Origin of the sequence: Kosakonia sp. ML.JS2a, from assembly GCF_025642095.1 — a bacterium.
GTDB lineage: Bacteria > Pseudomonadota > Gammaproteobacteria > Enterobacterales > Enterobacteriaceae.
The window spans coordinates 2,446,916-2,464,714 of the sequence record NZ_CP106754.1 but is presented as its reverse complement, the minus strand read 5'-3'; the positions used below and the strand labels follow the sequence as shown (position 1 = coordinate 2,464,714).

Genomic DNA, 17,799 nt, shown 5'->3' with positions numbered 1-17,799 from the left:
TTGTGTGTCGCCCTGAAGTGAAAACAATAGGTACAGTGTATGAGATGTGGGCAGGTTACTGATTATCAACCAACCGAAAGGCCAAATGACCCCGCAGGATCATTTGTCGTGCATAAAGCGGCGGGAAAATTGGCTGGCTGCCCGTTTCAGTAATGGCTCCAGCGCAAAGGCCAACAATAGTTTCACTGGCCGCCGGGCAACGGATTTTACCGCCCAGCCCGCCACGCCAGCCGGGCCATAACGCAGCGCCGTGAGCAACACCAGTTTGCCGGCGACCTTCAACGCTGGCGTCACTTTACGGCCCGTTTGTTGCCAACGATGATTCATGCTTTACCTCTTAAAGCTGGCGGAACCGGCTACGCAGGGAAAAAGTGTCGGAGGTAACGTAACGCTCCATCTGCCGCAAACGCGCCTCACCCGCCGCCAGTTGCGCATCTACCGCATCAAGCAACTCACTGCAGCTGGGGACGGCTTCCCCTTCCACATAATTCTCCGGCAGCGGATCGAGCACAAAAAACAGCACGATATACGCAGCAACGACGATAAAAAACAGACCGAAACACATTGCCAGGATGGTCAGAATACGCACGATTTTGACGCGAATATCCAGATACTGCGCGATCCCCGCGCACACGCCGCCCACTTTTCCGCGTTGCGGAATGCGCCACAATTTTTTATTAAGGTCGAGGGTAGCCATCAGCGATCTCTCCAGTTCGGGTGTTCCGCATCAAGAATATCTTCCAGCGCCTGAATACGTTCACGCATCCGCGTTGCATCTTCTGATAACTGCATTAACCGCTGCTGCTCACTCTGATTCAGTTCGCCGCGCGAGGTGCGGTTGTTGTAGTGCAGCCATAACCAGACAGGCAAAATAAACAGGATGAATAACGTCAGGGGTATAGCCAGAAAAAGCGTGCTCATGTGTACTCCTTACAGGGATGACGCGCGGCATCTTCTGATGCCGCCGCTGTTTATTATTGATTATCCTGCTTCATTTTGGCTTTCAGTTGCGCCAGTTGTTCACTGATTTCGTCATCCGCGCGCAGTTCAGCAAATTCCTGATCCAGCGATTTCTGTTTGCCAAAGCCGTGGCTTTCCGCTTCGGCTTCCATTTGATCAATACGGCGCTCAAAGGATTCAAAACGCGCCATCGCTTCATCCAGTTTACCGCTGTCGAGCTGGCGGCGCACATCACGCGAGGAGCTGGCAGCCTGGTGGCGCAAGGTCAGTGCCTGTTGACGGGCGCGAGTTTCACTGAGTTTATTTTCCAGTTCACCAATCTCTTTTTTCAGCCGCGTCAGGCTTTCATCAACCAGCGTAACTTCCTGCTCCAGCGTATCGATAAGCGCGGTGACTTTCTGTTTCTCGATCAGCGCCGCACGCGCCAGATCGTCTTTCTCTTTGCGCAGCGCCAGTTCGGCTTTTTCCTGCCATTCGGCCTGCTGCGCCGCGGCCTGCTCAATCCGGCGCGTCAGCTGTTTTTTCTCCGCCAGCGCGCGGGCAGAGGTAGAGCGCACTTCCACCAGCGTGTCTTCCATCTCCTGGATCATCAGGCGCACCAGCTTTTGCGGATCTTCTGCTTTTTCCAGCAGCGAATTAATGTTGGCGTTCACGATGTCGGCAAAACGAGAAAAAATACCCATAGTCAGTTCCTCTTCATTTCTGTAATCGGGCTCAGCCCTGCTACGGGACTATTACAATCTTCGTGCCAGTTTTTATCTTATTGATTTAAAACAAGTCGAATAATTTTACCGCTCTGTCCTTTTGGTCTAGAGTGGTTAATAACACCAACAAGTGGCGAATTTCATCATGTCTGAACACAAGGATAACCTGCTCGGCGAAGCCAATAGCTTTATTGAAGTGCTGGAGCAGGTTTCACGTCTGGCGCCGATTGATAAACCCGTACTGATTATCGGCGAGCGCGGTACCGGTAAGGAGCTGATTGCTAACCGGCTGCACTTTCTCTCCTCCCGCTGGCAGGGGCCATTTATCTCCCTTAATTGCGCGGCATTGAATGAAAACCTGCTGGATTCGGAACTGTTCGGCCACGAAGCCGGCGCATTTACCGGCGCGCAAAAACGCCATCCAGGCCGTTTTGAGCGCGCCGATGGCGGAACGTTATTTCTTGATGAGCTGGCCACCGCGCCGATGCTGGTACAGGAAAAACTGCTGCGGGTCATTGAATATGGCGAACTGGAACGCGTTGGCGGCAGCCAGCCGCTGCAGGTGAATGTCCGGCTGGTCTGCGCCACCAATGCCGACCTGCCGCAAATGGTGCGTGACGGGACCTTTCGGGCCGATCTCCTCGACCGGCTGGCATTCGACGTTGTGCTGTTACCGCCGCTGCGCCGTCGCCAGAGCGATATCATGTTGATGGCAGATCACTTTGCGATCCAGATGTGCCGTGAGCTGTCGATGCCGCTGTTTCCGGGGTTTACCGAGCGCGCCCGCGACGTATTGCTTCATTACCCCTGGCCGGGCAATATCCGGGAACTGAAAAACGTGGTTGAACGGTCGGTCTACCGGCACGGCAGCAGCGAAACGCCGCTGGATACGATTATCCTCGATCCCTTTAACCGCGAGGGCACCACCTCGCCACAAACGGAGCAAAGCACATCTGCCGCTCCCGTATTACCGCTGGATTTGCGCAAATTTCAGCACGATCAGGAAAAGCAGTTACTGGAAACCAGTTTGCAGCAGGCAAAATTTAACCAAAAACGCGCGGCAGAATTATTAGGTTTGACCTATCACCAACTGAGAGCGCTACTGAAAAAGCATCAAATAAGCTGAAATCGCCGACAATAACAGCAGTCGTCAGCAGACATTTGTACGAAGCTATGGCAAGTGCGATACACTTTGCTCATGAATTTAAAATCGTTGAAGAAATCATGCGTCTGGTTTTCTCTTCCCTGTTATTGACCGCGAGCCTGGCGACAGGCATTACGCACGCTGCGACACCGCCAACCCGTGACGCGGATATCCGCGATAGCGGCTTTGTCTACTGCGTGAATGGTCAGGTCAGCACCTTTAACCCGCAAAAGGCGAGCAGCGGTCTGATTGTTGATACGCTGGCGGCGCAGCTTTATGACCGACTGCTGGATGTGGATCCCTACACCTATCGGCTGGTGCCGGAGTTGGCTGAGAGCTGGGAAGTGCTGGATAACGGCGCAACGTACCGTTTTCACCTGCGTGACGGCGTGGCTTTCCAGACCACAGCCTGGTTCACCCCGCACCGCGCGTTAAATGCGGACGACGTGGTGTTTACCTTCCAGCGCATTTTCGATCGCAATCATCCGTGGCATAACGTTAACGGCGGCAGCTTTCCCTATTTTGACAGTCTGCAATTTGCTGACTCTATCGACAGCGTACGTAAGCTGGATAACCATACCGTTGAGTTCCGGCTAAAAAAACCAGATGCCTCGTTTTTATGGCACCTGGCCACCCACTATGCTTCTGTGATGTCGGCGGAATACGCTGCGCAACTGGCGAAAGACGACCATCAGGAATTGATCGACCGGCAGCCGGTGGGCACGGGTCCTTATCAACTGGATGAATACCGCGCCGGGCAATATATTCGGTTACAACGTCACGAAAAGTTCTGGCGCGGCAAGCCATTGATGCCGCAGGTCGTTGTCGATCAGGGCTCCGGTGGCACCGGTCGCCTGTCCAAACTATTAACCGGCGAGTGTGATGTGCTGGCGTGGCCAGCCGCCAGCCAGTTGACCATTCTGCGTGATGACCCGCGTCTGCGCCTCACGCTGCGCCCGGGAATGAACATCGCCTATCTTGCCTTTAATACCGACAAACCGCCGTTAAATAACCCGGATGTGCGCCATGCGTTGGCGTTATCCATTAATAACCAGCGGCTGATGCAATCGATCTATTACGGTACTGCCGAAACGGCCGCGTCGATTCTTCCGCGCGCCTCATGGGCTTACGATAACGAAGCAAAAATTACCGAGTATGACCCGGCGAAAGCGCGTGAACGCCTGAAAGCGCTGGGGCTGGAACATATGACGTTGCAGCTTTGGGTCCCCACCACGTCGCAAGCGTGGAACCCCAGCCCACTGAAAACCGCCGAGCTTATTCAGGCGGATATGGCGCAGGTCGGCGTAAAAGTGGTGATCGTTCCGGTTGAAGGCCGTTTCCAGGAAGCGCGTCTGATGGACATGAACCACGACTTAACGCTGTCAGGCTGGGCAACGGACAGTAACGATCCGGACAGTTTTTTCCGCCCGATGCTCAGTTGTGCGGCCATTACCTCGCAAACGAACTTTGCCCACTGGTGTAACCGCGAATTTGACGACGTGCTGCAAAAAGCGCTGGCCTCTCAGCAGTTAGCTGCACGTATTGATGCTTATGACGAAGCACAACAAATCCTCGCTCGCGAGCTGCCGGTGCTGCCGCTGGCGTCATCTCTGCGCTTGCAGGCCTATCGTTACGATATTAAAGGGCTGGTGCTGAGTCCGTTTGGCAGCGCCTCTTTTGCCGGTGTCTCGCGGGAAAAACAAGAGGTTTCGCCGCCATGATTATTTTTACCCTGCGCCGTTTGTTGCTGCTGCTGGTGACGTTGTTTTTACTGACCTTTATCGGGTTCAGTCTCAGTTATTTCACACCGCATGCGCCACTCCAGGGGGCCACCTTGTGGAATGCCTGGGTGTTCTGGTTTAACGGGCTCTTGCACTGGGACTTCGGCGTTTCCAGTATTGATGGTCAATTGATTGCCGGGCAGCTTAAAGAGGTGTTCCCGGCGACCATGGAACTGTGCATTCTCGCGTTTGGCTCTGCGCTGTTGGTGGGGATCCCGGTCGGTATGCTGGCGGGCGTGATGCGCAGTAAATGGCAGGACCGGCTAATCAGCGCCATCGCCCTGCTCGGTTTTTCGATTCCGGTCTTCTGGCTGGCGTTGCTGTTGACGCTCTTTTTCTCGCTTAATCTTGGCTGGTTGCCGGTTTCCGGGCGTTTCGACCTGCTGTATGAAGTGAAGACCATTACGGGTTTTGCCATTATCGACGCCTGGCTGTCCGACTCGCCGTGGCGCGAAGAGATGATCATCAGCGCTTTGCGTCATATGGTGTTGCCGGTGCTGACGCTGGCGGTCGCGCCAACCACCGAAGTGATCCGTCTGATGCGCATCAGCACCATTGAGGTGTTTGACAAGAACTATATTAAAGCGGCGGCGACGCGTGGGCAGTCAATGTTAACGATCCTGCGCCGCCATGTGCTGCATAACGCCCTGCCGCCAGTGATACCAAAACTGGGTCTGCAATTTTCCACCATGTTGACGCTGGCCATGATCACCGAAATGGTCTTTAGCTGGCCGGGCCTCGGCCGCTGGCTGATCAATGCTATTCGCCAGCAGGACTATGCGGCTATTTCCGCTGGTGTGATGGTGATTGGCTCACTGGTGATTATCGTTAACGTAATTTCCGATATTCTGGGCGCGCTGGCGAACCCATTGAAACATAAGGAATGGTATGCCTTACGATAGCGTCTACAGCGAAAAGCGCCCGCCTGGCGCGTTGCGCACCGTGTGGCGCAAATTCTACAGCGACACCACGGCGATGATCGGCCTGTACGGTTGCGGCGCGCTGCTGGTGCTGTGCGTGTTCGGCGGTTGGTTTGCGCCTTACGGCCTTGACCAGCAATTCCTCGGTTATCAGTTGCTGCCGCCCTCCTGGTCGCGCTATGGGGACGTTTCCTTCTTCCTCGGTACGGACGATCTCGGCCGCGATGTCTTAAGTCGTCTGCTGAGCGGCGCGGCCCCCACGGTTGGCGGCGCATTTCTGGTGACACTGGCTGCCACGTTGTGCGGACTGGTGCTCGGTGTATTTGCCGGGGCGACACACGGTCTGCGCTCGGCAGTGTTAAACCACATTCTTGATACGCTGTTGTCTCTGCCAACGCTGCTGCTGGCCATTATTGTGGTGGCCTTTTCCGGCCCGCACCTCTCCCACGCCATGTTTGCGGTCTGGCTGGCGCTGCTGCCGCGCATGGTGCGTTCGGTCTACAGCATGGTGCATGACGAGCTGGAGAAAGAGTATGTGGTGGCCGCGCGACTTGATGGCGCATCAACGATGAATATTTTGTGGTTTGCAGTGTTGCCGAATATCACCTCCGGCATGATCACGGAAATCACCCGCGCCCTGTCGATGGCCATCCTCGATATCGCCGCCCTCGGTTTTCTCGATCTCGGCGCTCAGCTTCCCTCCCCGGAATGGGGCGCAATGCTGGGTGACGCACTGGAGCTGATTTATGTGGCCCCGTGGACAGTCATGCTGCCAGGCGCGGCCATTATGATCAGCGTATTGCTGGTGAACATACTCGGCGACGGTATTCGCCGCGCGATCAATGCGGGGGTGGAATAATGCCGCTTCTTGATATCCGCAATCTGACCATCGAAGTGAAGACCGGTGAAAACTGGGTTAAAGCTGTCGATCGCGTCAGTCTGACCCTTGCCGAAGGTGAAATTCGCGGGCTGGTGGGAGAATCCGGTTCCGGGAAGAGCTTAATTGCCAAAGCGATTTGCGGCGTTACCAAAGAGAACTGGCGGGTCACCGCCGACCGCATGCGCTTTGATGATATCGACTTGCTGCGCCTGTCAGCGCGGGAGCGACGTAAGCTGCTTGGTCATAACGTGTCGATGATTTTCCAGGAGCCGCAATCCTGTCTCGATCCGTCGGAACGCGTCGGCAAGCAGTTGATGCAAAATATCCCCCGTTGGACGTGGAAAGGCAGCTTATTGCAACGGTTTGGCTGGCGTAAACGCCGTGCCATCGAACTGCTGCACCGCGTCGGTATTAAAGATCATAAAGATGCGATGCGCAGCTTTCCTTACGAGTTGACGGAAGGTGAATGTCAGAAAGTGATGATTGCCATTGCGCTGGCTAACCAGCCGCGTTTGCTGATCGCCGATGAGCCAACCAACGCCATGGAGCCGACGACCCAGGCGCAGATTTTCCGTCTGCTTACTCGTCTTAACCAGAATAACAACACCACGATTATGCTGATCAGCCACGATTTGCAGATGCTCAGCAACTGGGCGGATCGCATTAACGTGATGTATTGCGGGCAAACGGTGGAAACCGCTCCCAGCGAAGAGCTGATCGTTACGCCGCATCACCCTTATACTCAGGCGCTCATTCGCGCTATTCCCGATTTTGGCAGCGCTATGCCGCATAAAAGCCGCCTCAACACTATGCCAGGCGCGATTCCGTTACTCGAACAGTTGCCGATTGGTTGTCGCCTCGGGCCGCGTTGCCCTTATGCCCAGCGTAAATGTATTGAGAAGCCCCGACTTACGGGGGCAAGAAACCATCTTTACGCCTGCCATTTCCCGCTGAATATGGAGAGTGAGTGAGATGGTCGAGACCTTGCTTGAAGTCCGCAACCTGAGCAAAACCTTCCGCTATCGTACCGGCTGGTTCCGCCGTCAGACCGTGGAGGCCGTGAAACCATTGAGTTTTACGCTGCGGGAGCGGCAAACGCTGGCCATTATCGGCGAGAACGGTTCCGGAAAATCGACGCTGGCCAAAATGCTGGCGGGGATGGTGGAGCCCAGTTCCGGCGAACTGGTGATTGACGACAAACCGTTGCATTACGGGGATTACACGTTTCGCAGCCAGCATATTCGTATGATTTTTCAGGATCCGACAACGTCACTGAACCCGCGTCAGCGTCTTTCGCAAATCCTGGATTTTCCGCTGCGTCTGAACACCGATCTCGACCCTGATGCGCGGCGCAAGCGCATTCTGGAAACACTGCGCATGGTCGGGCTGCTGCCGGATCATGTGAGCTACTATCCGCATATGCTGGCGCCAGGACAGAAACAGCGTCTGGGGCTGGCGCGGGCGCTGATCCTGCGCCCCAAAGTGATTATTGCGGACGAAGCGCTGGCATCGCTGGATATGTCGATGCGTTCGCAGTTAATCAATCTGATGCTGGAATTACAGGAAAAACAGGGTATCTCTTATATTTACGTCACCCAGCACATTGGCATGATGAAACATATCAGCGATCAGGTTCTTGTCATGCACCAGGGCGAAGTGGTTGAGCGCGGCAGTACCGCCGATGTGCTTGCGTCCCCGCTGCATGATTTAACAAAACGCTTAATTGCCGGGCATTTTGGCGAGGCATTAACAGCCGATGCATGGCGAAAAGACCGTTGATTCAATAGCTTCAGTGGTCGGATTAACTCATCCGGCGACTCATGATAGAATCGCCGCGTTTTAACGACGATCGTCCGAACACGATGACGATCGCCACAACAATGAATATAAGGATTAGAGCTATGGGTTTTCTTTCCGGTAAGCGCATTCTGGTAACTGGCGTCGCCAGCAAACTGTCCATCGCATACGGCATCGCACAGGCTATGCACCGCGAAGGCGCTGAGCTGGCTTTCACCTACCAGAACGACAAGCTGAAAGGCCGCGTTGAAGAGTTTGCCGCCCAGCTGGGTTCCAGCATTGTGCTGGAGTGCGACGTTGCTAAAGACGAAAGCATCGATGCCCTGTTCACTGACCTGGCGAAAGTCTGGCCGAAGTTCGACGGTTTCGTTCACTCCATCGGTTTTGCGCCGGGCGATCAGCTGGATGGCGACTATGTGAATGCTGTTACCCGTGAAGGCTTTAAAATTGCTCACGACATCAGCTCCTACAGCTTCGTTGCGCTGGCAAAAGCTTGCCGCGAGATGCTGAATCCGGGTTCTGCGCTGCTGACCCTCTCCTATCTGGGTGCTGAGCGCGCCATCCCGAACTACAACGTGATGGGTCTGGCGAAAGCGTCTCTGGAAGCCAACGTACGCTATATGGCGAATGCGATGGGTCCGGAAGGCGTGCGCGTTAACGGTATCTCCGCTGGCCCAATCCGTACGCTGGCGGCCTCCGGTATCAAAGACTTCCGTAAAATGCTGGCGCATTGCGAAGCCGTTACCCCGATTCGCCGCACAGTGACCATCGAAGATGTGGGCAACTCTGCTGCGTTCCTGTGCTCTGACCTCTCTGCTGGCATCTCCGGTGAAGTGGTTCACGTTGATGGCGGGTTCAACATCGCTGCCATGAACGAGCTGGAAATCAAATAATGCCCCTCGCCCCTTCTTCTGAAGGGGCGTTTTCCCTCGATATGCCATTCTGATATTTATTATCACCTAACAATCTTTCATCCCTCTCTCCCCTTACGCCAGGATTAAGCAGCAAAAAAGATCCGGCGCAACAGACCTGACGTCGTATCCGGATCGCCACTTTCAGACCAAGGAACGACCATGGAACAACGCCGGATTTCAGGCAAAAACCACTGGTATCATGAAACCCAGTCAACTGCCCGCCGGGCTCACGCGCTACCGTTGGTTCCCGAAGCAGCCACTGTAAACGACCCTTTCCTGCTCGATCTGACTCTGCCGGTTGATCTGTTAGCCGACATCGACAGCATCGTTATCCCCGCACGCAAACTCTATGCATTGCTGTTTCCTCAGCGGGTGGCGGTTAATCGCTTACGGACATTCAGCGCCTATGATCGTCTCAGTACCGCCCTCACCGTCGCCCAGGTATTTGGCGTTCAGCGTTTATGCAACCACTATGCTGCGCGTCTTGCGCCGTTACCCGGCCCGGACTCATCAAGGGAAAGCAACTACCGACTGGCGCAAATAACCCAGTACGCCCGCCAACTTGCGGCGTCACCCTCGGTGATTGACGCCCGTGCGCGCCAGCAGCTCGAAGAAGTGGGCCTGTCGTTGTACGACCTGGTGATGATCAATCAGATTATTGGGTTTATTGCCTTCCAGGCTCGCATCGTGGCTATGCTACAGGCACTCCTTGGTCATCCGGTGCGTTTTATTCCGGGTATGGATACACAGCAGGAAGCCGCTGCGGACCGTTTTTCCCGGACAGAAGCGCCGTGGCAAGCCGGTATCGACGCGGTGGAATTACGTATTGCCAGCGCCCCGCAAATGGAATCGCTTTCCCGCTGGCAACCCTTGCCGGAGCTGCGGTTACTGGCGCCATTACTGGCCCACGAGCACCTGATTCTTAACGAGCTGGGCGAGATAACAGACCATGTGGCGCAGCAGCGACCCGACGCGCAACTCGCGGCATTGGTGGCGCTTTACACTGCGCGGATTAATGGCAGCGAACACTGTTTTGCCGAGCAACTGCGTCGCTGGCAAGACGGTGCACAACGGGAATCGACGCTGCGTGAAGGTGGGCGAGAGTTACAGCGCGTGTTCGCCGGTAATGCGCAAGAAAGCGCGCTGATACAGGCCGTTCAGTTGCTGACCTGCACGCCAGACAGGTTTAGCCCGCTGTCACTTTCGCTGTTGACTGAGCAGGATCTTAGCCGCCGCGCCGTTGTCAGCTTGCTGGCGGAGTGCGCCCTCTGCGGCTGGTTAAACCGCCTGAAAATCGCGCTCGGTCAGACAGCGTAAAATGCGCGGCGAGTGTGGCGCAGTGGCGTAAGCTTACCCTTATGCCTGTACAGATTTTGCTGAAAGAGCGCTTGCTGCGACAGGCAGAATCGCGTAAAACTGTCAGCCGCTCTTTTGGCCACGAAACTACATAACTATGCTCCAGGACAATCCGCTGCTTGCGCAGCTAAAACAGCAACTTCACTCACAGACGCCGCGTGCGGAAGGCGTCGTCAAAGGCACGGAAAAAGGCTTTGGCTTTCTGGAAGTCGATGCGCAAAAAAGTTATTTCATTCCGCCGCCGCAAATGAAGAAAGTGATGCATGGCGATCGGATCATTGCCGTCATCCACAGTGAAAAAGAGCGCGAAAGTGCAGAGCCTGAAGAACTGGTCGAACCGTTCCTCACCCGTTTTGTCGGCAAAGTGCAGAAGAAAGATGACCGTCTTTCTATCGTGCCAGACCATCCGTTGCTGAAAGACGCGATTCCCTGCCGCGCGGCCCGCGGCGTTGAACACGATTTTAAAGAAGGCGACTGGGCTGTCGCCGAGATGCGTCGCCATCCGTTGAAAGGCGATCGCGGTTTTTACGCTGAGCTGACGCAGTTTATTACCTTCGCAGAAGATCATTTTGTACCGTGGTGGGTGACGCTCGCACGCCACAATCTGGAAAAAGAAGCGCCGAACGGCGTTGCTACCGAAATGCTGGATGACGGTTTGCAGCGTGTGGATCTTACCGCACTGGATTTCGTCACTATCGACAGCGCCAGCACCGAAGATATGGATGATGCGCTGTACGTTGAAGAAACAAGCGACGGAAAACTGCAACTGACGGTTGCCATCGCCGACCCGACAGCCTGGATCGCCGAAGGCAGCAAGCTGGATGACGCGGCTAAAATTCGCGCCTTCACCAACTACCTGCCGGGCTTTAATATCCCGATGCTGCCGCGCGAACTGTCTGACGATCTCTGCTCCCTGCGCGCGAATGAAGTTCGCCCGGCGCTGGTGTGCCGTATGACGCTGGACAGCGAAGGCGCCATCGACAGCAATATTGAATTCTTTGCCGCAACCATCGAATCAAAAGCCAAACTGGCCTATGACGATGTCTCCGACTGGCTGGAAAACAGCGGTGAATGGCAGCCACCGAGCGACGCCATTGCTGCGCAAATCCGTTTGCTGCACCGCGTAAGCCACCTCCGTGCTGGGTGGCGTCAAACGCACGCACTGGTGTTTAAAGATCGTCCGGATTACCGTTTTGTCCTCGGCGAAAAAGGCGAAGTGCTGGATATCGTGGCGGAACCGCGCCGCGTGGCTAACCGTATCGTTGAAGAGTCAATGATCGCCGCCAACATCTGTGCCGCCCGGGTACTACGCGATAAGCTGGGCTTCGGTATTTACAACGTGCATATGGGCTTTGACCCGGCTAACAGCGAACAACTGGCGGCCATGCTGAAAACGCACGGCATGCATGTTGATGCAGAAGAAGTGCTGACGCTGGACGGTTTCTGTAAACTGCGCCGCGAACTGGATGCACAGCCGTCGGGCTTCCTTGATAGCCGTATTCGTCGCTTCCAGTCCTTTGCTGAGATCAGCATCGAACCGGGCCCGCACTTCGGTCTGGGTCTGGAAGCCTACGCGACCTGGACCTCACCGATTCGTAAATATGGCGATATGGTTAACCATCGTCTGCTGAAAGCCATTATTAAAGGTGAAACGCCAAAACGCCCGCAGGATGACACAACCGTGCAGATGGCTGAGCGCCGTCGTCTTAACCGCATGGCGGAGCGCGATGTCGGCGACTGGCTGTATGCCCGCTTCCTGCAGAACAAAGCCGGCACCGATACCCGGTTCTCTGCGGAAATTATCGATGTCAGCCGCGGCGGTATGCGTGTCCGTCTGGTGGATAATGGCGCAGTTGCGTTTATTCCGGCGCCGTTTATTCATGCTGTACGTGATGAACTGGTGTGCAGCCAGGAGAGCGGTACCGTGCAAATTAAAGGCGAAACCGCATTTAAAGTGACCGACGTTATTGATGTCACCATTGCGGAAGTCCGGATGGAAACCCGCAGCGTTATCGCCCGTCCTGCCATCTAACAGCATCGTTACATAGCGCCTTCCTGACCCGGAAGGCGCTTTTTTGATTGCGATACGCCACGCTTTTTTTTTCTCCTCCCTCACACAAATCTGCAAAAACGACCACAATAACAACACAGGCAACTGTGCATTCACTGCGTATTTAAGCGATTAGCAACCTTCAGACAGGTTGACTGACAGACGCTTTTTCGCGGTGCAACATAACAAGAAACAACACGCTCTTGCCTGTTTCCCCCGTCTTTAACAGGTGGTTCTCCATCGCTAAATGAGTACCGGTTGCGCTTTCACGTGGATTGGGAGAGAACATGAAAGACGAACAGGAAGAAAATTTGCTGTTTCGTTATCTGGGATCTAACAGCCCGTTCTGGCGATTGACTGCCAATAATAACGCCCTGCACTTTTCCCCGGACGAAGGTTCCGATGCCAGCCTGGTGGTGACATTAAGCGATGCTCAGGCTGAACAGATCCGTGAAATGACGGTAATCACCTCCAGCCTGACCCTGAATATCGTCTTGTATGGCGAAGCCGTGTCGGTACATCTTGTTGGACGCAAAATCAGCCGCAAAGCGTGGGCAGGCAGCGCCTCCGCATGGCATGACACCCAATCCGTCGCCCGTGACCTGGTGCAGGGGCTCTCTTTTGCTGAGCAAGTGGTCTCTGAAGCCAACTCCGTGATCGTGATCCTCGATCGTCGCGGCAACATCCAGCGTTTTAATCGCCTTAGCGAAGAATACACGGGTATGAAAGAGCAGGAGGTGATTGGGCAAAACATCTTTAAATTATTCATGAGTCGTAGTGAGGCGGCCGCGTCGAAACGCAGTATCGCGTCTTTTTTTCATAATGGCGGCCCCTACGAAGTCGAACGCTGGATCAAAACCCGCAAAGGACAGCGCCTGTTTCTGTTCCGCAATAGATTCGTCCATAGCGGTAGCGGTAAGAACGAAATATTTCTTATCTGCTCCGGCACGGATATTACGGAAGAGCGCCATGCTCAGGAGCGCTTACGCCTCTTAGCCAACACCGATACCGTGACCGGTTTACCTAATCGCAATGCGATTCAGGAACGCATCAGCGATGCCATTGCCCATCGTGGCGATACACAGGTTGGCATCGTCTATTTGGACCTGGATAACTTTAAGAAAGTGAACGACGCCTATGGCCATATGTTCGGCGATCAGCTGTTGCAGGCCGTGGCGTTGACCATTTTAAGTTGTCTTGATGAAGGGCAAGTGCTGGCACGGTTTGGCGGCGATGAATTTATCGTACTGGCGACCGACACATCTCAAAGCGTGCTGGAGGCTATGGCATCGCGGATCCTGACACGTTTACGCCAGCCTTTTCGCATCGGCTTAATCGAGATTTACAGTGGGTGTTCGCTGGGGATTTCACTTGCCCCACAGCACGGCAACGACCGTGAAAGCGTGATCCGTAATGCCGACACGGCCATGTATACCGCCAAGGAGAGCGGGCGCGGTAAATTCTGTGTCTTCTCGCCGGAAATGAACCAACGGGTATTTGAATACCTCTGGCTCGATACCAACCTGCGCAAAGCACTCGAAAAAAATCAACTGGTCATCCACTATCAACCGAAAATTACCTGGCGCGGCGAAGTTCGTAGCCTCGAAGCACTGGTACGTTGGCAATCTCCCGAGCGCGGGTTGATCCCGCCGCTGGATTTTATCGCTTATGCCGAAGAGTCTGGTTTGATTGTGCCATTAGGACGCTGGGTGATGCTTGACGTTGTGCGTCAGGTAGCGGAATGGCGAGACAAAGGCATTCATTTGCGTGTGGCGGTGAATGTCTCAGCGCGTCAACTGGCCGATCAGTCGATTTTTAGCGACCTTAAGCAGGCGCTGAAAAATGTTAACTTCGATTATTGCCCGATTGATGTGGAGTTGACGGAGAGCTGCCTGATTGAGAATGAAGAACTCGCCCTGTCGGTAATTAATCAGTTCAGCGAACTGGGGGCACAGGTTCACCTCGACGATTTTGGCACGGGCTATTCGTCTCTGTCGCAACTCGCGCGTTTTCCTCTTGATGCCATCAAACTCGATCAGTCGTTTGTACGTGATATTCATAAACAGCCTATATCCCAGTCGCTGGTGCGGGCGATTTTCGCTGTGGCTCAAGCGCTTAATCTGCAGGTGATTGCTGAAGGTGTGGAGAGTGCAAAAGAAGACGCCTTTCTGACCAAAAACGGCGTCAACGAGCGGCAGGGATTTTTATTTGCTAAGCCCATGCCCGCTGCCGCATTCGAGCGCTGGTTTAAGCGCTATCTGGCGCGAAAAGCGCCCTGACTGGCTTTACTGAAACGGGCTAACACATGCCGGTTTTGCAACTGCGAACAGGAAAGTTTCATCACGCGTTCATCATCAGTAAACAGTTTGCACGTAGCGTGGTTGATAACCGTCACTGCTTTCCCCGCCGCCAGGAAAAGAGTGCATTGCGGTAGAGCCAACCTAATCCCCTCGAAGGTGACTGCATGTCACTTATCGAATATATAATGAGTGCTTATAAGTTTTTGAGATTTCGCTTTTTACCCTTCTCTTTTTACACTGTTTTCTGCATCATTGAATTTATTCATTTTTCGATTTTAAGGTGAAGGTATGGCAGACATCGATGTGAAGCAACTTGCCAGCCGGATCGATACCGTGCTGGATATTCTGGTTGCCGGGGATTATCAATCCGCCATTCGCAACCTGGAAATTCTCAAAGCGGAATTATTAGATCCCGACAACAATGACAAAACGTCTTCTTCCGGTGCACCTAAGACGCCCTGGGAAATTTGAATTTCTTCCTTTCGCCATCACGCGGTAGCCGGGAAAGCGATGCCCGTTATGGCGATTTCATCCTCTCGACGAACAATCAGAAATTTGTGGCTATGAATTCCCGACAACAACTTATTTTACAGACGGTCATCGATAAAGGCCGGATAAGCGTTGCGGATCTTGCGCGAATGACCGGTGTCTCTGAAGTCACTATTCGCCAGGATCTGAACACGCTGGAAAAACAGAGCTATCTGCGCCGTATGCATGGTTTTGCTGTACCGCTTGACAGCGACGACGTTGAAACGCGCATGATGAATAATTACACCGTAAAACGGGAGCTGGCGGACTTCGCAGCCTCTCTGGTGAGTCCGGGCGAAACGGTGTTTATTGAGAATGGCAGCAGTAATGCCCTGCTGGCGCGTAAACTTGGCGAGCAGCGTGATATCACCATTATCACGGTCAGCAGCTATATTGCGCATTTGCTGAAAGATTCCCTTTCCGAAGTGATTCTGCTCGGCGGCATCTACCAGAAAAAAAGCGAAAGTATGGTGGGCCCACTGACGCGTCAGTACATTCAGCAAGTGCATTTCAGTAAGGCGTTTATCGGTATTGATGGCTGGCTGCCGGAAACGGGGTTTACCGGGCGCGATATGATGCGCACCGATGTTGTTAACGCGGTGCTGGAAAAAGGCAGCGATGCCATTGTTCTGACCGACAGCTCGAAGTTCGGCGCGGTACACCCTTACACCCTCGGTCCGATTGCGCGCTTCCAGCGGGTGATCACCGACAGTCATCTCGCCGCCGAAGCCCATCTCCAACTGCAACAAGCGGGTCTGATTGTCGACATCGTCGCACCTGGCGCGATCCGCTAAGTTCCTTAGCCCGTGAAAGCGGGCTAACCCCCTCTTATCTGAGAGTATTCCGACCTGGTGATTAAGACTATTTACCTGTCCTGTAACGAGCCGCGGCGTAAAATTGATATTAGCGATATAACAGGAAGTGACTATCACTCACGTGATTGTATTACACCTGCGCAGCAAGGTTTCACGGAATGGCTTTAAGGCAGCTCCCAAAGACTATACTTAAAGAGAACATCTTTCCGTGAATCGATTATTCAGGAGAAAGTATGATGATGTTAACAAGCAAAAAAATGGCCGCTGCAGTACTGGCAGTTACCTTGGCAATGTCCCTGAGCGCCTGTGGTCACTGGTCTAAACGCGATCGTAATACCGCCATCGGTGCGGGTGCGGGCGCGCTAGGTGGTGCGGTGCTGACTGACGGTAGTACGCTCGGTACGCTGGGCGGCGCGGCTGTCGGTGGGATCATCGGCCACCAGGTTGGTAAGTAATTGGTGAGCGACACGGCGACTACAGCAAAATAACGATACTTTCTTTTCAGGTCTGAGTTTTACCCAGTATAAAAATAAAGCCGTGGTTCATTGCCACGGCTTTTCTGTTTTATCCACCAGCAAGTTTGACTTTCATTCCTTTGGCTTCGAGTAATGACTTAAGTAAATCGCGTTTGTCACCCTGTATCTCGATCACGCCATCTTTGACTGCCCCGCCACACCCGCATTTTTTCTTCAATTCTGCCGCCAGCTTACCCAGCGACTCATCATCTTCATCAATGCCGGTAATCAGGCACACGCCTTTTCCTTTGCGCCCGCTGGTCTGACGCTGAATGCGCACAATGCCATCGCCTTTGGGACGGGTCGGTTGCGTTTTCGGCTCGTCAATGCGCCCGGTTTCTGTCGAGTACACCAGACGACTGTTATCATCACGCATTATGCCCCCTTACCTAACGCTGTGTTGATCGCTTTCAGGGTTTGCGCCGGATCGGCGGATTGCGTAACCGGGCGACCAATAACCATATAGTCTACACCCGCTGCCAGCGCCTGCTCAGGGGTCATAATACGGCGCTGATCGCCGGCGTCGCTACCTTGCGGGCGGATACCTGGCGTGACCAGGTTGAAATCATGGCCCAACACGCTTTTAAAGCGCACCGCTTCCTGCGCAGAACACACCACGCCATCCAGACCACATTGCTGGGTGAGTTTTGCCAACCGCTCAGCATGTTCGGCGGGCGTGGCCTGAATGCCAAGATCGAGTAAGTCACTGGCTTCCATACTGGTTAATACCGTCACCGCGATCAGCAGCGGTGCATCTTTGCCAAATGATAACAAGGCTTCTTTTGCTGCGGTCATCATGCGCGCGCCGCCAGACGCATGAACATTCACCATCCATACACCCAGATCGGCGGCCGCTTTCACTGCGTGCGCCGTGGTGTTAGGAATATCGTGGAATTTCAGGTCGAGAAAAATATCGAAACCGCGCTGTTGTAACTCGCGAACCAGTTGCGGCCCGAACAGAGTGAACATCTCTTTGCCTACTTTCAGTCGGCAATCGCGAGGGTCAATACGGTCGACAAACGCCAGGGCTTTGTCACGGTTATCATAATCGAGAGCCACGACAACCGGGGAAGCAGTAACAGCACGGGAAGTCGGGAAAGCAGTAGACGTCATGATCAGACCTTCTGAAATGAGG

19 protein-coding genes are annotated in these 17,799 nt (G+C 54.2%); 13 read left to right on the top strand and 6 right to left on the bottom strand.

Features of this window, described 5'->3' with window-relative positions; all coding sequences use genetic code 11:
• Positions 1–99: 99 nt before the first annotated feature.
• From pspD to pspA, 4 genes are read right to left on the bottom strand one after another with little or no spacing between them, the layout of a single operon-like run.
• On the bottom strand, positions 100–327 hold the full coding sequence (gene pspD / locus N7922_RS11845) for a phage shock protein PspD (RefSeq protein ID WP_263100704.1): 228 nt from the start codon (positions 325–327) through the stop codon (positions 100–102).
• 10 nt (positions 328–337) lie between these two features.
• A complete protein-coding gene (gene pspC / locus N7922_RS11840) occupies positions 338–697 on the bottom strand; it encodes an envelope stress response membrane protein PspC (protein ID WP_263100703.1) in 360 nt (119 codons plus the stop codon).
• Positions 697–921 (bottom strand): envelope stress response membrane protein PspB, encoded by a 225-nt coding sequence (gene pspB / locus N7922_RS11835; RefSeq protein WP_061496157.1) that lies wholly within the window; start codon positions 919–921, stop codon positions 697–699. Before pspB ends, pspC begins: the two co-directional genes overlap by 1 nt.
• A gap of 53 nt (positions 922–974) precedes the next feature.
• Positions 975–1,643 carry a phage shock protein PspA gene (gene pspA / locus N7922_RS11830; RefSeq protein WP_263100702.1) on the bottom strand — a complete coding sequence of 223 codons (669 nt, stop codon included), beginning with the start codon at positions 1,641–1,643 and terminating at the stop codon, positions 975–977.
• 151 nt (positions 1,644–1,794) lie between these two features.
• On the opposite strand from pspA, the gene pspF reads away from it, so the two are divergent.
• The 13 genes from pspF (at position 1,795) to osmB (ending at position 16,604) form a co-directional block, all read left to right on the top strand.
• Positions 1,795–2,790 carry a phage shock protein operon transcriptional activator gene (pspF, locus tag N7922_RS11825; RefSeq protein ID WP_263100701.1) on the top strand — a complete coding sequence of 332 codons (996 nt, stop codon included), beginning with the start codon at positions 1,795–1,797 and terminating at the stop codon, positions 2,788–2,790.
• Between the two features lie 98 nt (positions 2,791–2,888).
• A complete protein-coding gene (gene sapA, locus N7922_RS11820) occupies positions 2,889–4,529 on the top strand; it encodes an ABC transporter substrate-binding protein SapA (protein ID WP_263100890.1) in 1,641 nt (546 codons plus the stop codon).
• Positions 4,526–5,491, top strand: coding sequence for a putrescine export ABC transporter permease SapB (gene sapB, locus N7922_RS11815; RefSeq protein WP_263100700.1), 966 nt, complete (start codon positions 4,526–4,528; stop codon positions 5,489–5,491). The genes sapA and sapB overlap by 4 nt, the downstream gene beginning before the upstream one ends.
• The gene (sapC, locus tag N7922_RS11810) at positions 5,478–6,368 is read left to right on the top strand and encodes a putrescine export ABC transporter permease SapC (RefSeq protein ID WP_263100699.1); all 891 of its coding nucleotides are present in this window, start codon (positions 5,478–5,480) and stop codon (positions 6,366–6,368) included. Before sapB ends, sapC begins: the two co-directional genes overlap by 14 nt.
• Complete coding sequence (gene sapD / locus N7922_RS11805) at positions 6,368–7,360, top strand: putrescine export ABC transporter ATP-binding protein SapD (protein ID WP_263100698.1); 993 nt, start codon at positions 6,368–6,370, stop codon at positions 7,358–7,360. Before sapC ends, sapD begins: the two co-directional genes overlap by 1 nt.
• Position 7,361: 1 nt before the next feature.
• Positions 7,362–8,168 carry a putrescine export ABC transporter ATP-binding protein SapF gene (sapF, locus tag N7922_RS11800; protein ID WP_263100697.1) on the top strand — a complete coding sequence of 269 codons (807 nt, stop codon included), beginning with the start codon at positions 7,362–7,364 and terminating at the stop codon, positions 8,166–8,168.
• A 122-nt stretch (positions 8,169–8,290) separates the two neighbouring features.
• Positions 8,291–9,079: an enoyl-ACP reductase FabI gene (gene fabI, locus N7922_RS11795; protein WP_263100696.1), complete on the top strand. Its 789-nt coding sequence runs from the start codon at positions 8,291–8,293 to the stop codon at positions 9,077–9,079.
• 180 nt (positions 9,080–9,259) lie between these two features.
• Positions 9,260–10,417 carry a CMD domain-containing protein gene (locus N7922_RS11790; RefSeq protein WP_263100695.1) on the top strand — a complete coding sequence of 386 codons (1,158 nt, stop codon included), beginning with the start codon at positions 9,260–9,262 and terminating at the stop codon, positions 10,415–10,417.
• Positions 10,418–10,553: 136 nt separating this feature from the next.
• Positions 10,554–12,488: an exoribonuclease II gene (locus N7922_RS11785; protein WP_263100694.1), complete on the top strand. Its 1,935-nt coding sequence runs from the start codon at positions 10,554–10,556 to the stop codon at positions 12,486–12,488.
• A 305-nt stretch (positions 12,489–12,793) separates the two neighbouring features.
• Positions 12,794–14,785 (top strand): cyclic di-GMP phosphodiesterase, encoded by a 1,992-nt coding sequence (gene pdeR, locus N7922_RS11780; RefSeq protein ID WP_263100693.1) that lies wholly within the window; start codon positions 12,794–12,796, stop codon positions 14,783–14,785.
• Positions 14,786–15,094: 309 nt separating this feature from the next.
• A complete protein-coding gene (locus N7922_RS11775; RefSeq protein WP_061496180.1) occupies positions 15,095–15,277 on the top strand; it encodes a hypothetical protein in 183 nt (60 codons plus the stop codon).
• Between the two features lie 92 nt (positions 15,278–15,369).
• A complete protein-coding gene (locus N7922_RS11770; protein ID WP_263100692.1) occupies positions 15,370–16,128 on the top strand; it encodes a DNA-binding transcriptional regulator YciT in 759 nt (252 codons plus the stop codon).
• A gap of 257 nt (positions 16,129–16,385) precedes the next feature.
• A complete protein-coding gene (gene osmB, locus N7922_RS11765; RefSeq protein ID WP_025263597.1) occupies positions 16,386–16,604 on the top strand; it encodes an osmotically-inducible lipoprotein OsmB in 219 nt (72 codons plus the stop codon).
• Between the two features lie 109 nt (positions 16,605–16,713).
• Here the strand turns inward: osmB and yciH are convergent, their stop codons facing one another.
• On the bottom strand, positions 16,714–17,040 hold the full coding sequence (gene yciH / locus N7922_RS11760; protein ID WP_263100691.1) for a stress response translation initiation inhibitor YciH: 327 nt from the start codon (positions 17,038–17,040) through the stop codon (positions 16,714–16,716).
• Positions 17,040–17,777, bottom strand: coding sequence for an orotidine-5'-phosphate decarboxylase (gene pyrF, locus N7922_RS11755; protein WP_263100690.1), 738 nt, complete (start codon positions 17,775–17,777; stop codon positions 17,040–17,042). Before pyrF ends, yciH begins: the two co-directional genes overlap by 1 nt.
• Positions 17,778–17,799: the final 22 nt, after the last annotated feature.